This window comes from Uliginosibacterium sangjuense (assembly GCF_059132465.1).
On sequence record NZ_CP101132.1, the window covers coordinates 2,380,391 to 2,399,429 of the forward strand.

Annotated in this window: 17 protein-coding genes; 11 read left to right on the forward strand and 6 right to left on the reverse strand. The window is 64.9% G+C overall.

The window, feature by feature from the left end; translation table 11 throughout:
- Positions 1-47: 47 nt before the first annotated feature.
- Genes gltA through NMB43_RS11115 form a run of 6 tightly spaced genes read right to left on the reverse strand, consistent with a single transcriptional unit; the run spans position 48 to position 5,717 of the window.
- Complete coding sequence (gene gltA / locus NMB43_RS11090) at positions 48-1,646, reverse strand: citrate synthase (protein ID WP_494348222.1); 1,599 nt, start codon at positions 1,644-1,646, stop codon at positions 48-50.
- A gap of 51 nt (positions 1,647-1,697) precedes the next feature.
- A complete protein-coding gene (locus NMB43_RS11095; protein ID WP_494348223.1) occupies positions 1,698-2,408 on the reverse strand; it encodes a succinate dehydrogenase iron-sulfur subunit in 711 nt (236 codons plus the stop codon).
- 20 nt (positions 2,409-2,428) lie between these two features.
- On the reverse strand, positions 2,429-4,201 hold the full coding sequence (gene sdhA, locus NMB43_RS11100) for a succinate dehydrogenase flavoprotein subunit (protein ID WP_494348224.1): 1,773 nt from the start codon (positions 4,199-4,201) through the stop codon (positions 2,429-2,431).
- Complete coding sequence (gene sdhD / locus NMB43_RS11105) at positions 4,202-4,549, reverse strand: succinate dehydrogenase, hydrophobic membrane anchor protein (protein ID WP_494348225.1); 348 nt, start codon at positions 4,547-4,549, stop codon at positions 4,202-4,204.
- Complete coding sequence (gene sdhC, locus NMB43_RS11110; protein WP_494352137.1) at positions 4,543-4,932, reverse strand: succinate dehydrogenase, cytochrome b556 subunit; 390 nt, start codon at positions 4,930-4,932, stop codon at positions 4,543-4,545. Before sdhC ends, sdhD begins: the two co-directional genes overlap by 7 nt.
- Positions 4,933-4,988: 56 nt before the next feature.
- Complete coding sequence (locus tag NMB43_RS11115; RefSeq protein ID WP_494348226.1) at positions 4,989-5,717, reverse strand: GntR family transcriptional regulator; 729 nt, start codon at positions 5,715-5,717, stop codon at positions 4,989-4,991.
- A 226-nt stretch (positions 5,718-5,943) separates the two neighbouring features.
- Between NMB43_RS11115 and NMB43_RS11120 the strand changes: the two genes are divergently transcribed.
- The 11 genes from NMB43_RS11120 (at position 5,944) to NMB43_RS11170 (ending at position 19,012) form a co-directional block, all read left to right on the forward strand.
- The gene (locus NMB43_RS11120) at positions 5,944-6,936 is read left to right on the forward strand and encodes a malate dehydrogenase (protein ID WP_494348227.1); all 993 of its coding nucleotides are present in this window, start codon (positions 5,944-5,946) and stop codon (positions 6,934-6,936) included.
- 17 nt (positions 6,937-6,953) lie between these two features.
- Entirely contained in the window at positions 6,954-7,973 is a 1,020-nt protein-coding gene (locus NMB43_RS11125; protein ID WP_494348228.1) for an HpcH/HpaI aldolase/citrate lyase family protein, read from the forward strand.
- A gap of 88 nt (positions 7,974-8,061) precedes the next feature.
- The gene (acnB, locus tag NMB43_RS11130; protein WP_494348229.1) at positions 8,062-10,671 is read left to right on the forward strand and encodes a bifunctional aconitate hydratase 2/2-methylisocitrate dehydratase; all 2,610 of its coding nucleotides are present in this window, start codon (positions 8,062-8,064) and stop codon (positions 10,669-10,671) included.
- A 315-nt stretch (positions 10,672-10,986) separates the two neighbouring features.
- On the forward strand, positions 10,987-11,151 hold the full coding sequence (locus NMB43_RS11135; RefSeq protein ID WP_494348230.1) for a hypothetical protein: 165 nt from the start codon (positions 10,987-10,989) through the stop codon (positions 11,149-11,151).
- Positions 11,152-11,222: 71 nt separating this feature from the next.
- A complete protein-coding gene (locus NMB43_RS11140; RefSeq protein ID WP_494348231.1) occupies positions 11,223-11,933 on the forward strand; it encodes an SDR family NAD(P)-dependent oxidoreductase in 711 nt (236 codons plus the stop codon).
- Positions 11,934-12,167: 234 nt separating this feature from the next.
- Positions 12,168-12,770 (forward strand): N-acyl amino acid synthase FeeM domain-containing protein, encoded by a 603-nt coding sequence (locus tag NMB43_RS11145; protein ID WP_494348232.1) that lies wholly within the window; start codon positions 12,168-12,170, stop codon positions 12,768-12,770.
- Positions 12,771-12,930: 160 nt separating this feature from the next.
- Positions 12,931-14,070, forward strand: a complete 1,140-nt coding sequence (locus NMB43_RS11150; RefSeq protein WP_494348233.1) for an ABC transporter substrate-binding protein — start codon at positions 12,931-12,933, stop codon at positions 14,068-14,070.
- A gap of 79 nt (positions 14,071-14,149) precedes the next feature.
- Entirely contained in the window at positions 14,150-15,862 is a 1,713-nt protein-coding gene (gene ycaO, locus NMB43_RS11155) for a 30S ribosomal protein S12 methylthiotransferase accessory factor YcaO (protein WP_494348234.1), read from the forward strand.
- A 175-nt stretch (positions 15,863-16,037) separates the two neighbouring features.
- Positions 16,038-16,598: a GbsR/MarR family transcriptional regulator gene (locus NMB43_RS11160; protein ID WP_494348235.1), complete on the forward strand. Its 561-nt coding sequence runs from the start codon at positions 16,038-16,040 to the stop codon at positions 16,596-16,598.
- 75 nt (positions 16,599-16,673) lie between these two features.
- A complete protein-coding gene (locus NMB43_RS11165; RefSeq protein ID WP_494348236.1) occupies positions 16,674-18,020 on the forward strand; it encodes a cytochrome ubiquinol oxidase subunit I in 1,347 nt (448 codons plus the stop codon).
- Positions 18,017-19,012: a cytochrome d ubiquinol oxidase subunit II gene (locus NMB43_RS11170; RefSeq protein WP_494348237.1), complete on the forward strand. Its 996-nt coding sequence runs from the start codon at positions 18,017-18,019 to the stop codon at positions 19,010-19,012. Before NMB43_RS11165 ends, NMB43_RS11170 begins: the two co-directional genes overlap by 4 nt.
- Positions 19,013-19,039: the final 27 nt, after the last annotated feature.

The following is a 19,039-nucleotide window of genomic DNA, read 5'->3' on the forward strand; positions in this document are numbered from 1 at the left end:
TCTTTAGGGGTGGCGCCGGGTTAGGCCCGGCGCCGGGGCTGCTGTCCTCAGGCCTTGTCGCGCAGGGCCATCGGCTTAACTTCACGGGTCGTGGCGCCGGTGAAGAGCTGACGCGGGCGGCCGATCTTCTGCTCGGGGTCGCCGATCATTTCGTGCCACTGGGCGATCCAGCCGATGGTGCGGGCCATGGCGAAGATGCCGGTGAACAGGGACACGGGGATACCCATGGCCTTCTGCACGATGCCCGAGTAGAAGTCGACGTTCGGATACAGCTTGCGGGACACAAAGTACTCGTCTTCCAGTGCGATCTTCTCCAGCTCCATGGCGAGCTTGAACATCGGGTCGTTTTCCAGACCCAGCTCGCTGAGCACTTCGTGGCAGGTTTCGCGCATCAGCTTGGCACGCGGGTCGTAGTTCTTGTAGACGCGGTGACCGAAGCCCATCAGCTTGACGCTGGAGTTCTTGTCCTTGACCTTGTCGATGAACTCACCGATCTTGGCCACGCCACCCTGCTTCATGATGTCGTCCAGCATGACCAGGCAGGCCTCGTTGGCACCACCGTGCGCCGGACCCCACAGGCAGGCGATACCGGCCGCGATACAGGCGAAGGGGTTGGCACCGGAGGAGCCGGACAGACGCACGGTCGAGGTGGAAGCGTTCTGTTCGTGATCGGCGTGCAGGATCAGGATGCGGTCCAGTGCGCGTGCCAGCACCGGGTTCGGCTCGTACTTCTCGCAGGGCGTGGCGAACATCATGTGCAGGAAGTTCGACGCGTAATCGAGGTCGTTGCGCGGGAACATGAAGGGCTGGCCGACCGTGTACTTGTAGGCCATCGCGGTGATCGTGGGCATCTTGGCGATCAGGCGGGTCGCCGCGATGTAGCGGTGATCCGGATTGTTGATGTCCAGCGAGTCCTGGTAGTAGGCCGACAGCGCGCCGACCACGCCCACCAGAATGGACATCGGGTGCGCGTCGCGACGGAAACCCTGGTACAGGCGCGTCAGTTGCTCGTGCACCATGGTGTGCTCGCGCACGGTCTTGGCAAAGGCGTCGTATTCCGTCTTGTTCGGCAGCTCGCCGTTCTTCAGCAGGTAGCAGACCTCGAGGTAGTCGCAATGCACCGCCAACTGCTCGATGGGATAACCGCGATACAGCAGCTCGCCCTTGTCCCCATCGATATAGGTGATGGACGACTTACAGGCCGCCGTCGACATGAAGCCGGGATCGAAGGTGAAGGCGCCGGTCTTCGCGTAGAGCGAGCGGATGTCGATGACATCGGGGCCGACGGTGCCGGAGAGCACCGGAAACTCATGGGACTGACCGTTGAAGGTCAGCGTCGCGGTCTTTTGGGTCGTCATACCAATTTTCCCTTCCGTTGACTGGGTTGCTGCAAGCTGGGGCAATTCGGGGCCACTCGCGCGGAGTTCTGCCACCACGGCTTTCCATTTCTCGACTTCACATTCCTGCTTGCCGCTCACCATGGCCCACAGCTCGTGATCATCACAGGTCAGCAAGTCCAGCAAGGCTTCCAACTGGGCGGTGTCGAGTCCCTCCAGCCGGGTGTTCAGGTAGCGCGTGAAAAACAGGTCCAACTCCAGCAGGCCGCGCCGGGCCCGCCACTTCACTTTTTCACGCAACTCGTACATCACATTCCTTTGTCTGCCGCACCCATGGGGGCACGGGTGCGGGCATCTAACTCAAACAGCGCGCGACAGCATCAGTTCCTTGATCTTGCCAATCGCCTTGGTGGGATTCAGGTGCTTGGGGCACACATCCACGCAGTTCATGATCGTGTGGCAGCGGAACAGGCGGTACGGATCTTCCAGGTTGTCCAGACGCTCGTTGGTCGCTTCGTCGCGGGTGTCTGCAATGAAGCGATACGCCGCCAGCAGGCCGGCGGGACCAACGAACTTGTCCGGGTTCCACCAGAAGCTGGGGCAGCTCGTCGAGCAGCAGGCGCACAGGATGCACTCGTACAGGCCATTGAGCTCTTCGCGCTCATCCGGCGACTGCAGGCGTTCCTTCTCGGGCGCCGGCGTGTTGTTGACCACGTAGGGCTTGATCGAGTGGTACTGCTTGAAGAACTGCGTCATGTCAACGATCAGGTCGCGGATGACCGGCAGGCCCGGCAGCGGACGCAGCGTGATCGGCTGCGCCAGGCTGTCGATGTCGGTCAGGCAGGCCAGACCGTTCTTGCCATTGATGTTCATCGCGTCGGATCCACACACGCCTTCGCGGCAGGAACGGCGGTAGGACATCGAGTCATCCTTCGCCTTCAGCTTGGTCAGCGCATCGAGCAGCTTGCGGTCCGACGGGTCCAGCTCGACCGAGATGTCCTGCATGTAGGGCGCGGCATCCTTGTCGGGGTCGTAGCGGTAGATCTTGAATTGAACGATACGGTTAGCCATGTTTGCTTCGACTCCGAAGATCAGTAGGCGCGCGTCTTGAGCGCGATGGTTTCGACCGACAAGGGCTTCAGGTTCACCGGTTTGTATTCGAGACGGTTGCCGTCGCGATACCACAGGGTGTGCTTGAGCCAGTTCTGGTCGTCACGGCCGTTCGGATGCTCCGGGGTGTCCGGCGCATCATCTCGCACGTGAGCGCCGCGCGACTCGGTACGCGCGTTGGCGGAGATGATGGTGGCCTTCGCCACTTCGATCAGGTTGTCCAGTTCCAGCGCCTCAATGCGCGCCGTGTTCCACACCTGCGACTTGTCCTTGATCTCGGTCTGCAGCACCTGCTTCTCGATATCGAGAATCTTGTCGACGCCCTGAGCCAGCATGTCCTTGAAGCGGAAAACGCCAGCATGGTTCTGCATCGTGCGCTGCATTGCCAGGCGCGTCTCGCTCACATCCGCCCCGCCGGTCTGCGTGTTGAGGCGATTGACACGCGCCAGCGCCTTGTCGATCTCGCCCTGCGGCACTTCGGGGAGTGCCGAAGGCTCCTTGCGGATGAAGTCGATCATCGACTCGCCCGCGCTCTTGCCAAATACCAGCAGGTCGAGCAAGGAGTTGGTGCCGAGACGATTGGCGCCGTGAACCGAGGCACACGCGCACTCGCCGGCGGCGTAGAAGCCGGCAATCGCATTGCCATAGTCGACGACTTCGCCACGATAGTTGGTCGGGATGCCCCCCATCTGGTAGTGGCAGGTCGGCACGACCGGGATCGGCGCCTTGATCGGGTCGACGCCCGCGAACTGGATCGAGATTTCGCGGATACCCGGCAGACGCTTATTGATGACATCCGCATCGAGGTGGGTGATGTCCAGCAGCACGTGATCCTTGCCCGTGCCACAACCACGACCTTCGTTGATCTCGGTGACCATGGCGCGCGAGACCACGTCGCGCGAGGCCAGATCCTTGGCGTTCGGGGCATAACGCTCCATGAAGCGCTCGCCACTACTGTTGCGCAGGATGCCGCCTTCGCCGCGCACGCCCTCGGTGATCAGCACACCCGCCCCAGCCACGCCGGTCGGGTGGAACTGCCAGAATTCCATGTCTTCCAGCGGGATGCCGGCACGCGCCGCCATACCCACGCCGTCACCCGTGTTGATGAAGGCATTGGTCGAGGAGTAGTAGATGCGGCCCGCACCACCGGTGGCGAACAAGGTCGCCTTGGCCTGGAATACGGTGATCTCGCCGGTTTCCATTTCCATCGCAATCACGCCCAGCACGCGGCCGTCGACGGCGCGCAGCAGATCCAGCGCCATCCATTCGACGAAGAACTGCGTGTTGGCCCGCACATTGCGCTGGTACAGCGCGTGCAGCATGGCGTGGCCGGTACGGTCAGCCGCCGCACAGGCGCGACGCACCGGTTTTTCGCCGAAGTTCGACATGTGACCGCCGAAGGGGCGCTGGTAGATCTTGCCCTCGTCGGTGCGGTCAAACGGCATGCCGTAGTGTTCCAGCTCGACCACGACTTGCGGCGCAGCACGGCACATGAACTCGATCGCGTCCTGGTCACCGAGCCAGTCGGAGCCCTTGACAGTGTCATACATGTGCCAATGCCAGTGATCCGGCTCGGAGTTACCCAGCGAGGCAGACACACCGCCCTGCGCCGCCACCGTGTGGGAGCGCGTTGGGAAAACCTTCGACAGAACTGCCGTCTTGAGGCCGGACTCGGCCAGTTGCACCGCAGCGCGCATGCCGGCGCCACCGGCACCGACGATCACTGCATCAAACGTACGCTTGGCGACTTTCAATTACAGCCTCCACAGAATCTGGGCCGCCCAACCGGCGTAACCGATGAGCAAGAGGGCCGTGATCGCGTGCAGCGTGATGCGCACCGAAATCGGCTTGATGTAGTCCATCCAGATGTCCCGCACGCCAACCCAGGCGTGGTAGAACAGGGACAGGAAGAACAGGAAGGTAACGAACTTCATGAAGCCGCCAGAGAACAGCGCGCGCCAGGAAGCATTGTCATAGGCCGGCAGCACCAGCACGCTGACGAGCAGGATGACGGTGTAGAGCGCCATCACCACGGCGGTCAGGCGTTGCAGCAGCCAGTCGCGAAAACCGTAGTGCGCGCCGACGACGAGTCGCTTCACCATAGCAGGGCTCCAATCACGACGGTCAAGGACAGGCTGACTACCAGCACGGCGCCGGCCGTCTTGCGCGCGGCGGGCAATTCGATGCCTTTGTGCATGTCGAGCAGCAGGAAGCGGATGCCGGCGCAGAAGTGGTGCAGGTAGGCCCACACCAAGCCCAGCAGGATCAGCTTGACCAGCGGATTGCCGAACACCGAGCGAAAACTCTCCAACTGCTCAGGGGTGCCCAGGCTGGCGTCAAACAGCCACATCAGCAGCGGCAGACAGAGAAACAAACCCGCACCGCTGACGCGATGGAGGATGGACACAAAGCCTGGCAACGGCAACCTGATGACCCGGAGGTCAAGGTGCTTTGGCCGTGGCTTACTTACGCTAGCTTCCGCCATATCTACTCCCCTTGCCTGCGCGACCATGCAAGGCCGGCCGCGCTGTTTCACAAAATTCAACTCAACTCGTTCAGGTAGTGATAATCCTGAGTCGAGTACAAGCCCCGCCGCCATTCGACCGGGCGGTCGCCATAGGTGTAAGCAACCCGTTCGACTGACAGCAGCGGCGTGTTCTCCGGCACCTGCAGCATGTCGGCGATACCGCGCTCGGCCTGCACGGCGCGCAGCTTCTCGGTCGCGCGGATCATGCGCACCCCGAAACGCGTCTCGAACAGGCTATACAGGGAGCCCTGCCAATCCTTGAGCATTTCCAGCGTCAGGCCCTGGAAGACCTCACCCGGCAGATAGATCTCGTCCACCACCACCGGCCGCGTGCCGAAACGCAACAAGCGACGGATGATGATCATCGGACTGCCCGGCTCCACCGCCAGGTTGCGTGCTGCCTCCTGGCCCGCCTTGGCACGCCAGCACTCCAGCGGCACGCTCTGCGGCTGGTTCGATCCGCCCTCGATGGGCGCCAGACGCAAGAAGCGAAACATCGCGCGCGGGTCATGATGCGAAGCAACGAACGTACCCTTGCCCTGGCGGCGCACCAACAGGTTCTCCGCCGCCAGTTCATCGACCGCCTTGCGCACCGTGCCCTGGCTGACGCCAAAACGCGTCGCCAATTCCTGCTCGCTGGGAATGACCTGGCCCGGCAGCCACTCGCCGTCGTCGAGCGCGCGCAGGATCAGGCCCTTGATCTGTCGATACAGCGGGCTGAAGGTGGGCGATTCATGAGCCATGGCAGGCATTCAAGCACAAAAGGCACCGAAAAACAATATCCTATCTTCTGTCTTATATAAGACATCTTTTAGCATTTGACAGACGCCCACATTTGAATCTAAACTCCACACCGTCTATGACCAATAGTCCGGATCTCGCTGCAGTGCAACCAGATTTGGCAAGGCGAGTCACTGGCACCCCTCCCCCGTTTTTTGAGACCACTTACCTGAATCCAGGAGTCATGCAATGTCCAAAGCCCCTGTTCGCGTCACGGTGACCGGCGCCGCCGGCCAGATCGGCTACAGCCTGCTGTTCCGCATCGCCAGCGGTGAAATGCTCGGCAAGGATCAACCCGTCATCCTGCAATTGCTCGACCTGCCGCAGGCCCAGAAGGCCGTGAAGGGCGTGATGATGGAACTGGAAGACTGTGCCTTCCCGCTGCTGGCCGGCATGATCGCCACCGACGACCCCGCCGTCGCCTTCAAGGACACCAACGTGGCCCTGCTCGTCGGCGCCCGCCCGCGCGGCCCCGGCATGGAGCGCAAGGATCTGCTGACCGAGAACGCCAAGATCTTCACCGTTCAGGGCGCAGCCATCGGCCAATATGCTGATCCGGACGTCAAGGTGCTGGTGGTCGGCAACCCCTGCAACACCAACGCCTACATCGCCAAGGAAACGGCCAAGAAGTTCGGTCGCGTGAAGGAAAAGAACTTCACCGCCATGCTGCGCCTGGACCACAACCGTGCGCTGTCGCAACTGGCCGCCAAGTCGGGCCGCCCGGTCTCCTCGCTGAAGAACCTGGTCGTATGGGGCAACCACTCGCCGACCATGTACGCCGACTACCGCTTCGTCACCAGCAATGGCGACAGCGTGAAGAGCCTGATCAACGACGAAGCCTGGAACCGCGACGTGTTCCTGCCCACCGTGGGCAAGCGCGGCGCCGCCATCATCGAGGCGCGCGGTCTGTCGTCCGCTGCCTCGGCCGCCAACGCTGCCATCGACCACATCCGTGACTGGGTGCTGGGCTCCAACGGCGAATGGGTCACCATGGGCATCCCGTCCGATGGCTCCTACGGCATCCCCGAAGGCATCATCTATGGCGTGCCGGTGATCACCGCCAACGGCGAGTACAAGCGCGTCGAAGGTCTGGAAATCGACGAGTTCTCGCGCGAGAAGATGAACTTCACGCTGAAGGAACTCGAAGAAGAGCGCGCCGGCGTCGCCGACCTGCTGGCCTGATCGGATAGCCGAGGCCCATGAGCACCGCCTCCACTCCGCTGCATCCGGATGCGGTGCTCTATCCGGAAGGCGCGCTCGCGCCTTTCCCGATTCCCTGTGTCGATCACTACGCCGGTTCCGAGAAGCTGATGCGCAAGGCCCTGGCCCTGCAAGCGGAGCGCGGTGCGGTCTTCGATATCACGCTGGACTGCGAGGATGGAGCGCCGGTTGGCGCCGAAGCGGAGCATGCGGCGCTGGTTGCCGCACTGATCCAGGGCGACGACAACCGGCACGGGCGTGTCGGTGCTCGCATCCACGACCTCACACACCCTTGCTGGCTGGCCGACCTGGAACACATCGTCAGCCTGGCCGGTGGGCGCATCGCCTACATCACGCTGCCCAAGGCACGCAATCTCGACGACGTCCGGCGTGCCCTGCGTGCGCTGCGCGATATCGAGCTGCGCTGCGGCCTGCACCGCGCGATCCCGCTGCATGTGCTGATCGAGACGCACCAGGCGCTGCACGACGTGTGGGAAATCGCGGCCCTGCCTGGTGTTGCCTCGCTGGACTTCGGCATCATGGATTTCGTCAGCGCCCATCACGGCGCGCTGGATGCAGCCTGCATGCGCAGTCCGGCGCAGTTTGACCACCCCCTGATGCGTCGCGCCAAGAGCGAAATCGCGGCCGCCGCACTGGCCCATGGCAAGCTGCCCACACACAGCGTATGCACGGATTTCGCCAACGCCGATGCGGTCTACGCCGATGCGCGCCGCGCCCGCCAGGAATTCGGCTTCCTGCGGATGTGGAGCATCCACCCGGCGCAGATCGAACCCATCCTGCGTGCCATGCAACCGGCCAACGATTCGGTCGAGGAAGCGGCCCACATCCTGCTTGCCGCACAGGACGCGGATTGGGGCCCGACACAATATGGGGGACGCCTGCATGACCGCGCGTCCTACCGTTACTACTGGACCCTGCTCAAGCGAGCCCAGGCGACCGGCGTCGCCTTGCCGGCCGCGGCGCAGGAACGTTTTTTTGCTCAAGCCCGCGCGGCTTGAGTGGTGGAACAGGATGCAGTCCGGCGCCCCTGACGGATTGCGGAACTTGAACGCAGCCAGAGTGCTGCACTGACTGGAGGACCCCAACGTGCTGCAAGCCTATCGCCAACACGTCGCTGAACGCGCCGCCCTCGGTATCCCGCCCCTGGCGCTGGACGCCAAGCAGACTGCCGAGCTCATCGAGCTGATCAAGAATCCGCCCGCCGGCGAAGAAGCCTTCCTCGTCGACCTCCTGACCCATCGCGTGCCGCCGGGCGTGGATGACGCCGCCAAGGTGAAGGCCTCCTTCCTCGCCGCCGTCGCCCACGGTGACATCAGCGTCGCGCTGATCAGCAAGGAGAAGGCAACCGAACTGCTCGGCACCATGGTCGGCGGCTACAACGTCAAGCCGCTGATCGACCTGCTCGACGACGCCGCACTGGCCCCGATTGCCGCCGCCGCGCTGAAGAAGACGCTGCTGATGTTCGACTTCTTCCACGACGTCGCCGAAAAAGCCAAGGCGGGCAACGCGGCCGCCAAGGACGTGATCCAGAGCTGGGCCGAAGCCGAGTGGTTCACCTCGCGCCCCGAATTCCCCAGCAGCATCAAGCTGACCGTGCTGAAGGTGACCGGCGAGACCAACACCGATGACCTGTCGCCCGCACCCGATGCCTGGAGCCGCCCGGACATCCCCCTGCATGCGCTGGCCATGCTGAAGAACACCCGCCCCGGCATCACCCCGGAAGAAGACGGCAAGCGTGGCCCGATCAAGATGATCCAGGACCTCGCCGCCAAGGGGAACCTCGTCGCCTACGTGGGCGACGTGGTCGGTACCGGCTCCTCGCGCAAGTCCGCGACGAACTCCGTGCTGTGGTGGACGGGTGAAGACATTCCGTATGTGCCGAACAAGAAGTTCGGCGGCGTCTGTCTCGGCGGCAAGATTGCCCCGATCTTCTTCAACACGCAGGAAGATGCTGGCGCACTACCCATCGAAATCGACGTCGCCAAGATGGACATGGGTGACGAGATCGTCCTGAACGTCGACCATGCCACTGGCAAGGTCACCGCCACCAAGGGCGGCGCCACGATTGCCGAATCGCAGCTCAAGACCCTCGTGCTGCTCGACGAGGTACGTGCTGGTGGCCGTATCAACCTCATCATCGGCCGCAGCCTGACCAGCAAGGCGCGTGAGTTCCTCGGTCTGTCCGCCTCGACGCTGTTCCGCTTGCCGCAAGTGCCGGCCGACACCGGCAAGGGCTACACCCTGGCGCAGAAGATGGTCGGCCGCGCCTGCGGTCTGCCCGAGGGCAAGGGCATGCGCCCCGGCACCTACTGCGAACCCAAAATGACCTCGGTTGGCTCGCAGGACACCACCGGCCCGATGACCCGCGACGAGCTGAAGGATCTGGCCTGTCTCGGCTTCTCTGCCGACCTGGTGATGCAGTCCTTCTGCCACACCGCCGCCTACCCGAAGCCCGTCGACGTCAAGACGCACCGCGAGCTGCCCAAGTTCATCAGCAATCGCGGTGGCATCTCGCTGCGCCCCGGTGACGGCGTGATCCACTCCTGGCTCAACCGCATGCTGCTGCCTGACACCGTCGGCACCGGTGGCGACTCGCACACCCGCTTCCCGGTCGGCATCAGCTTCCCCGCAGGCTCGGGTCTTGTGGCGTTCGCGGCGGCGACGGGCGTCATGCCCCTGGACATGCCGGAATCCGTGCTGGTGCGCTTCAAGGGTTCGCTCGAAGAGGCACAGAAGCGCGGCGTCACCCTGCGCGACCTGGTGCATGCCATCCCGCTGTATGCCATCAAGCAAGGTCTGCTGACCGTCGCCAAGGCCGGCAAGATCAACGAGTTCTCCGGCCGCATCCTGGAAATCGAAGGTCTGCCCGACCTCAAGGTGGAACAAGCCTTCGAACTCTCCGACGCTTCGGCTGAACGCTCCGCCGCCGGCTGCACGGTGCGCCTGAACAAGGCGCCCATCGTCGAGTACATGAACTCGAACATCGTGCTGCTGAAGAACATGATCGCCGACGGCTACGCCGACAAGCGCTCGCTGGAGCGCCGCATCAAGAAGATGGAAGAGTGGATCGCCCACGGCGAGCTGCTCGCCCCGGATGCCGACGCCGAATACGCGCACGTCATCGAGATCGATCTGGCCGACATCAAGGAACCCATCCTGTGCTGCCCGAACGATCCGGACGACGCCAAGTTCCTGTCCGAAGTGCAGAACACGCCGATCGACGAAGTCTTCATCGGCTCCTGCATGACCAACATCGGCCACTTCCGCGCAGCAAGCAAGCTGCTCGAAGGCAAGCGTGACATCCCGGTGAAGCTGTGGGTCGCCCCGCCGACCAAGATGGACGCTTCCGAGCTGACCAAGGAAGGCCACTACGGCGTGTTCGGCACGGCCGGCGCGCGCACCGAAATGCCCGGCTGCTCGCTGTGCATGGGCAACCAGGCGCAGGTGCGCGAAGGCGCGACCGTGGTGTCCACCTCGACGCGCAACTTCCCGAACCGTCTGGGCAAGAACACCAATGTGTTCCTCGCCTCGGCGGAGTTGGCCGCAATCGCCTCGAAGCTGGGTCGTATCCCGACCGTCGCCGAGTACCACGCCGACATGGGCGTGATCAACGCCGACGCCGGCAAGGTCTATCGCTACATGAACTTCGACCAGATCGCCGAGTACAAGGAAGTCGCGGACGAAGTGAAGGTCTGATGCCGGTTTAAAAAAGGCGCCCTCCAGCGCCAACAGAGAGGGAAGCGGCCCGCCGGGGAGACCTGGCGGGCCGTTTTCTTTGTATTGCCCGTGCTGCAATGCACCATATCGGGCCCCGGCGCACCGCCTTGGGGGCCAGTAAGCACTCGGCAAAGCCTCTGCGCGCCGGCACGCCAGCGCAGCACCGGCGCAAATCCCCCACCGCACGGGCCTTAACCGCGATCAAAAAATATTCGCTTGAGCCAGCGCAAACTTGGATCAGGAATTGCATTGCCTTGTCATCCCCATTCGTCGCCATCTGCGCAGGAGGACATCATGCACAGCCGCCGCCCCCTCACCGCTCCCGAGAATCTCCCGTCCCTCCCGAGCGAGGCCGACATTGAGCTCGAGCGCCAGGAATATCTGGACGAAAGCCATCTCGAGAGCAGCCAGTATGGCGTAGGCCGTTCGGCCGACGAGGACAAGCCGCAGGACGCGTGAATCAGAGGCAGGTACTGCCGGTAGGGCACCCGGCGTAAGCTTGGCGTCCCGTCTCGACACAGCCCTGCCTCATGAAACTTGCGCTCATCAGTGGCGGCTCGCGCGGACTTGGCGCAGCCCTATGCCAGGAGTATCTGCGCCGCGGCTTCCAGGTCCGCGAGTACTCGCGCAGCGCGCCGCATGCCTATTCGGTGGCGTGCGATCTCGCCGTTCCGGCAGAGATCGAACGCATCCTCGAAGCCGATCTGGCGCCCTGGCGCGACACTGCGCCGACGGAACTCGTCGTCCTCAGCAACGCCGCCAGCCTGGCCCCCATCGGCCCGGCCGGCGCCCATCGCGCGCTTGCGACGAGCGCCAACCTGGGCGTCAACTTCGTCGGCGCCATCGTCTTCATGAACTTGGTACTGCGGATTTTTGCGGACACGCCTGGCCGCAAGACGCTGGCCAGCATCAGCTCCGGTGCGGCCCTCAAACCCTACGCCGGCTGGTCGCTCTACTGCGCCGCCAAGGCGGGCCTGGAGCATTTCGTACGCACCTTGGCAGTGGAACAGGCGCAGCGGGCCCATCCCTTCTGCGTCCTCAGCATTGACCCGGGCGTCATGGACACCTCCATGCAGGCGAGCATCCGCGCCTGTTCGGCCGACGATTTCCCACAGGTGGCGCGTTTCGTCGCCCGTCACCAGGCGGGCGAACTGCGCGCGCCGGAAGATATTGCGCGGGCCATTGCGCAGTTGCTGGCCGCCTCACCGGCCACGGGTTCCCGCCTACCGGCAGTCAGTTAGCACACCGGCCGGGGCCGGATCAGGCACGGCTATCCGCTCGCGCGCTTGACTTTCCACAAGAGACTGATTTAACTGGCGTTTAACAATCATATTTAACACTTTCGATTTATCTGGCAGCGTAATCGGCATTCATCGAGCAGGAACGTGGCGGACATCTCCCGGCCCCATCGCGGCCTTACAGCCTCCCCCCTTCACTCGCGGCAACACGCCTGCGAGCGATCCTGCCTCTTTGAAATGCTGCAGGAGCTAAGCTTCGAGTCCGCCCTGCGCATCGGTGAATGCAGCATGCGGGTCGGTCTCGCGGCCACGGCCTGGCAACTGAGCCAGGCACAGGCCCTGCTCGAGTACACGGGCCTGGTTCCCCGGACCTCGCCGGCCCCCAAGGAAGAAACCGCCCTGCAGGAACGCGTCGTGGCCCTGGCGCTGGACACCGGCCTGGGACGCCCGCGCTCGGCGCTCGCCACCATCAGCCTGCATCGTGACGGAACGTCTGGCCTGGGGCTCGACGCTCACCATGCGGCGGCTCTGGACGACCTGCGCGCGCGCGGCGAGCGCTTGGCCGAGATCGAGCATCTCGCCTTCGATGCCCGCCTGTCGATCCCGCACATGATCGGCCCCATGGTGCGGGCACTGAGTTCGGTCGTGGTCGACCGCTGGGGCAGTACCGAGGTCGTTATGGCCTGCACCCGCAAGGATGCCGCCTTCTACTGCGAGAACCTCGGGTTCCGGCGCGCGAGCCGGGGCGCCCGCGAAGACAAGGTGCTGCTCCACTTGCCGACTTCCCGCCTGGGCCACCTGCTGGCCCCCAGCCTCGGCAGCGGCCGTCTGCCGGAATAGCCCAACGCGCTGTTGTCCGCCACGCCTCGTTGAGGGCTGGGCGGTCCGTGCTTGATGAAGCACAAGCCACCCGTCTCTACGCCAAAAGACATAGTCCGCTGTAACAATCCCACAACATTCGTCGCGCACATTCGCGCCTCCCGTTTCACAACGTGCAGGCATGAATCGACGCCAGTTTCTCCTCGCCTCGGCGCTCCTGCCAGGCGCCCTCGCCGCCCCCGCTCCCGCCCTGGCTCAGCGCAGCCGCAATGAAATCCTCATCGGCCAGTCGCTCGACCTGTCCGGCCTGCTGCAGAACCAGGCCCGGGACTTCTTCAGCGGTGCCAAGGTCGCGCTGGACGAGGCCAACACGACGGGCGGCGTCGGCGGGCGACGCCTGCGCCTGATCCAGATGGATGACGCAGCCCGTCCCGAACAGGCGATCGACAATACCCGCAAGTTCCTGCAGGAGGAGCGCGTCGACCTCTTGTTCGGCTATACCTCCGACGCTTGCGTCGAGGCGGTCTTGAAGAGCAGTCCCTTCCAGGCCGCGAACACCCTGCTGTTCGCTCCGATGTGCGGGGCCGATACCACGAGTGCGGGGACGGCCGAGCGCGTCGTCTACCTGCGCGCGAGCTATGCAGATGAGGTCGCCACCATGCTGGAGCGCTTCTTCCGCATCGGCTGGTCCTCGCTCGCCATCGCCCACACCAATGCCCCGGCCAGCCTGGCGAGCCGCGACATCGCGGTGAAGCAGTTCACCGCGCGCTATTCCACGCCGCCCCGGCTGCTGCGCATCGACGACAACGGCGCTAATGCAGTCGCGCTGTCGCAGGAGATCGCGCGCAATCCGCCGCATGCCATCGCGGTGCTGGCCGATACCATTCCGGCCTCGCTGTTCGTGCGTGAGCTGATGCCGCGCAATCCGGGTCTGCAGGTCTGCGTCGCCTCCTCGGTGAACATCGACAGCCTCAAGGAAATGCTGGGCCTCAAGCGTGCCGCCGGGCTGATCGTCTCGCGCGTGGTGCCCGAGCCCACCCGCGGCATGACGGTCGTGGCACGTGACTATGCCCGCGTGCTGAACAAATACTTCGACGAGGCCCCCAGCGCAGCCGGGCTGGAAGGCTACATCGCAGCGCGCACCTTGATCGCCGCGCTGAGCGCCAATGGCGGCAATCCGCAGGCGCTAAACATGGCGGCCCTGCGCAGCCTGCGACGCGTCGACCTGGGGGGCTGGGCGGCCGATTTCCGCAGGGGCAACCGTGCCTCGCAGTACGTGGACATGGCCATCCTGGGCAAGGACGGCAGCCTCAAGAGCTGAGCGCTTACTTGATCCGGCGCGGGGTGCGCCGGATCGCCGCCCGCCATAATCGGCGCCTTTTTCCCGCAAAGACGTCGCCATGGCCGCACCGCTCACCCACATCCCCGGCAAGGACGCCGCGCTCGAAGAGTCCATCGCGGCGCTCGAAAGCCGCTTCACCGCACTGGGCTTCCGCTTGGAGGAGTGTAGCTGGCTCAACCCGGTCAGCGGCGCCTGGTCGGTGCATCTGCGCGACACCGACTGCGGCCTGATCTACACCAACGGCAAGGGCGCCTCGCTGCTCGCGGCACGCGCCAGCGCGCTGGGCGAGTTCGCCGAGCGCCTTTCGTGCCGCTACTTCTGGAACCACTTCCATCTGGGCGCCACGCTGGCCGCCGCAGAGTGGGTGCTCGACCCGCGCGAGCGCTGGTTTCCCCTGGGCAAGAGCACGCGCTGGCCCGCCGGGCTGCTCGCCCCCCAACTGCACGCGCTGTACGACCCGGATGGCAGCATCCCGGCCGCCACCCTGGTCGACCACCACAGCGGCGCGAACTCGCGCGGCATCTGCGCCCTGCCCTACCGCCGTCTGCGCGACAACGAGACCGTGTGGTTTCCGGCCAACCTGATCGGCAACCTGTTCGTCAGCAATGGCATGGCGGCCGGCAACAACGCGGCGGAAGCACGTGCGCAGGCGCTGTCGGAGATCCTCGAACGCCATGTGAAGTATCAGGTGATCCGCGAAGGCCTGTGCCTGCCGGATATCCCGGAGACCGTCATCGCGCGCTACCCCGGCATCGCACAAGGCATCGCCGAACTGCGCGCTGCCGGCTTTGGCGTGCTGGTCAAGGACGCTTCCCTCGGCGGACGTTACCCGGTGGCCTGCGTGACCCTGCTGAACCCGCGCGACCAAGGCTGCTTTGCCAGCTTCGGTGCGCACCCGAGCTTCGCCATCGCGCTCGAACGCGCGCTCACGGAGCTGCTGCAAGGGCGCGGGCTGGACAAGATGGACGGCTTCCCGCCGCCGGTGCTGGACCTCGACGAAGCCGCGAGCGCCACCAACCTCGAGAGCCATTTCATCGACTCCGATGGCGTGCTGCATTGGCGCTTCTTCGCCGACACGCCCGACCATGCGTTCGCCGACTGGAACTTCAGCGGCGACTCACAGGCGGACTGCGCCTGGCTGTGCGAATGCATCCACGCCGAAGGCCACGACATCTACGTTGCCGACTTCGAGCAGCACGGCGTGTATGCCTGCCGCATCCTCGTGCCCGGCCTGTCCGAGGTCTACCCGCTGGACGATCTGGAGTGGGAGAACAACAGCGCTGGCAACGCGGTACGCCAGGACATCGCGCGCCTGCCGGACCTCAGCGCCGACCAGTGTGCCGCGCTGCTCGCCCGCCTGGACGAACTGGGCCAGGACGACATGCGCCCCGTGGCCGCCTTGATCGGGCTCGCGCCCGACCCGGGCAGCCACTGGGAGAGCCTGCGCGTGGGCGAACTGCGCCTGCTGCTCGCCCTCGCCGCTGGCGATCACGAACAAGCCACCGAGTTCAGCCAATGGGTCGGTCAGATCGACGCCCTGCCGGGCGCGCACGCCGCCCTCTACCGCTGCGTGCACGCGCTGCTGGGGCTGGCTCCGGAGGATCAGGGCGAGACCGCGCTGCGCCTGCTGTTCGGCGAAGCCACCGTGCTCACCGCCCGCCGCATGCTGGCCGGTGAAGACTGCTTCGCCAGCCTGGGCAAGCTGGGGCAGGACTTCGAGGCGAGCCAGCTCCACCAGGCCTTGCTGGCGGCCTACCGCAAGACACGCTGAGGCGCGGTGCGCCCTGGCGGCGAGTGCCCAGGCTGCACACGGCGGAGCCCATGACGGAGTAAATCCGTGCTGAATTTTCAGTAATTCTTGAAAATTCAGCACAAAGTTGACTATCATCAACACCGCACGGCACCACACCGAAGTGCCGGCTCACCCCGACAGGAAGTGTTTTGCCATGACTCCGCTCGTCAGCAGTTTTGTCGCCCATTTCGGTGAAATGGGCAGTCGCTGGGGCATCAACCGCACGGTTGGCCAGATCTATGCCCTGATCTTCGTTTCGCCGCAGCCGCTCAACGCGGACGACATCGCGGAACAACTCGCCTTCTCGCGCTCCAACGTCAGCATGGGCCTCAAGGAATTGCAGGCCTGGCGGCTGGTCAAGCTGCGCCACCAGCCCGGCGACCGCCGGGAATATTTCGAAGCCCCCACCGACGCCTGGGACGTCTTCCGCACCCTCGCGGAGGAACGGCGCCGGCGCGAGATCGAGCCCACGCTGTCGATGCTGCGCACCGCCCTGCTCGAATCCCCCGCCACCGAAGAGGACCGCATCGCGCAGGAACGCATGCGCAGCATGCACGAGCTGATCGAGATGCTGACCGGCTGGTTCGACGAAGTGCAGGCCATGGACCGCGAGACGCTCGAAAAGCTCATGCGCATGGGCTCGCGCGTGCAGAAACTGCTCGACTTCACCGACAAGGTGCGCGGCGTCGCCGCCGGCAAGAGCAAGAGCGCCTGACCCCGATCATCCGGCCGCGCGGAGTCTGGGTCCGCCGCGCACGCCGGGCATCATGGGCCTGGAGCATCACGCATCATGGATACATTGCTGCTTTCGCGCATGCAGTTCGCCGCGAACATCAGTTTCCACATCCTCTTCCCCAGCATCACCATCGCCCTGGGCTGGGTCCTCGTCTACCTGCGCATCCGCTGGATACGCAGCCGCGACCCTATCTGGCACGAGGCCTTCATGCTCTGGACCAAGGTCTTCGCCCTCAGCTTCGCGTTAGGCGTGGTGTCCGGCGTCACCATGAGCTTCCAGTTCGGCACCAACTGGCCCGGCTTCATGGAGCGCGTCGGCAACATCGCCGGCCCGCTGCTGGGCTACGAGGTGCTGACCGCCTTCTTCCTGGAAGCCGGCTTCCTCGGGATCATGCTGTTCGGCCAGGGGCGCGTGTCGGAGCGCGTGCAGCTCATCGCCACCGTCCTCGTGGCCTTCGGCACCACGCTCTCGGCCTTCTGGATCCTGGCGCTCAATTCCTGGATGCAGACGCCGGCCGGCTTCGAGATCATCAACGGCGAATTCCACGCCACCGACTGGTGGGCCGTGGTGTTCAACCCCTCCTTCCCCTATCGCCTCAGCCACACCCTGCTGGCCTCCGGCCTCACCGTGGCCTTCCTCATCGCGGGCCTGTCGGCCTGGCAACGCATCAAGGGCGTCGCCCCCGAGTCGAGCCGTCGCATGCTGCGCTTCGGCCTCACGCTCGGTGCGGTGCTGATTCCGGTGCAGGTCTTCGTGGGCGACCTGCACGGGCTCAACACCCTGCAGCACCAGCCGCAGAAGATCGCCGCCATCGAAGGCATCTGGGAGACCGAACGCGGCGCGCCGCTGCTGCTCTTCGCCCTGCCGGACGAAGCCACCCGGAGCAACCGCTTCGAGATCGGCATCCCTCAGCTCGCGAGCCTGATCCTCACCCATGACCCGGAGGGCGAGCTGCGCGGGCTCAACGAGTTCCCCGGCGCCCACCCGCCTGTGGCACCCGTGTTCTGGGGTTTCCGCATCATGGTCGGCACCGGCCTGCTGATGTGGGCAGTGAGCTGGGTCAGCCTGTGGCTGGCCCGCCGCAAGCGTGGAGGCATCGACGCCCTCCCCCGGCCCGTGCTGTGGGGGCTGTTCGGCATGGGGCTGTCGGGCTGGGTCGCCACCCTGGCCGGCTGGTACGTCACCGAGATCGGTCGCCAGCCTTTCATCGTGCACGGCCTGCTGCGCACCGCAGAGGTGGTGACGCAGACACCGCCCGCGCACGTTGCGCTGACCCTGACGGCCTACCTCGTGCTCTACGCGCTGCTCACCGTGGCCTACCTGCGCGTGCTGCTGCATCTGGCGGGCAAGGCGCCACAGGCCTCGGCTGCACACGTCCACCCGATCGGAGCACACGCATGATCACCGACACCACCCTGCCCATCATCTTCTACGTGCTGATGGGCGCCGCCATGCTTGTCTACGTCGTGCTCGACGGCTTCGACCTCGGTGTCGGCATGCTGCTGCCGCGCGGCAGCGACGCCGAGAAAGACCTCATGGTCAGCGCCATCGGCCCCTTCTGGGATGCCAACGAAACCTGGCTGGTGCTGGGCGTCGGCATCCTGCTCATCGCCTTCCCCAAGGCACACGGCATCGTGCTCGGTGCGCTCTACCTGCCCACCACGCTGATGCTCTTCGGCCTCATCCTGCGCGGCGTGGCCTTCGACTTCCGCGTCAAGGCGCAGGACGAGCACAAGCCATTGTGGAACCGCCTCTTCTTCCTCGGCTCGCTCACCGCGGCAGTGGCCCAGGGCTGGATGCTCGGCCGCTACATCACCGGCTTTGCCAGCAACTGGGACCACTACGTCTTCGCCGCCTTGATCGCCATCGCCCTGCCGGCAGCCTATGTGCTGCTGGGCGCCACCTGGCTGGTGCTGCGCACCGAGGGCGCGCTCCAGCAGAAAGCCGTGCGCTGGGCGCTGGCGGCCTGGGTGCCCGTGGTCATCGGCATGGCACTCATCTCCCTGGCCACTCCCTGGGTCAGCGCCACGGTGCGCGACAAATGGTTCAGCTTCCCGGCCTTCCTCGCGCTGCTGCCGATTCCCCTCGCCACGGCTGCGGCGCTGGCTGGAATCGCGCAGTCGCTGTTGCTGGGGGCCTGGCGCGGCAGCCTGGCCTGGCTGCCCTTCGCGCTGACCGCACTGGTCTGCGTGCTGGGCTTCTTCGGTCTGGCCTACAGCCTGTTCCCGTGGGTGGTGATGGAGCGGCTGGACCTGTGGCAAGCCGCCTCGGCCACGGCCTCGCTGCGCGTCATCCTGATCGGCACCGTCATCAGCGTGCCGGCCATCATCGCCTACACGATCTTTGCCTACCGCGTGTTCGGCGGCAAAGTGCGGGTGCTGCATTACGGCTGAGCTGCAGGCGCAGTATGGGTAAAGCGC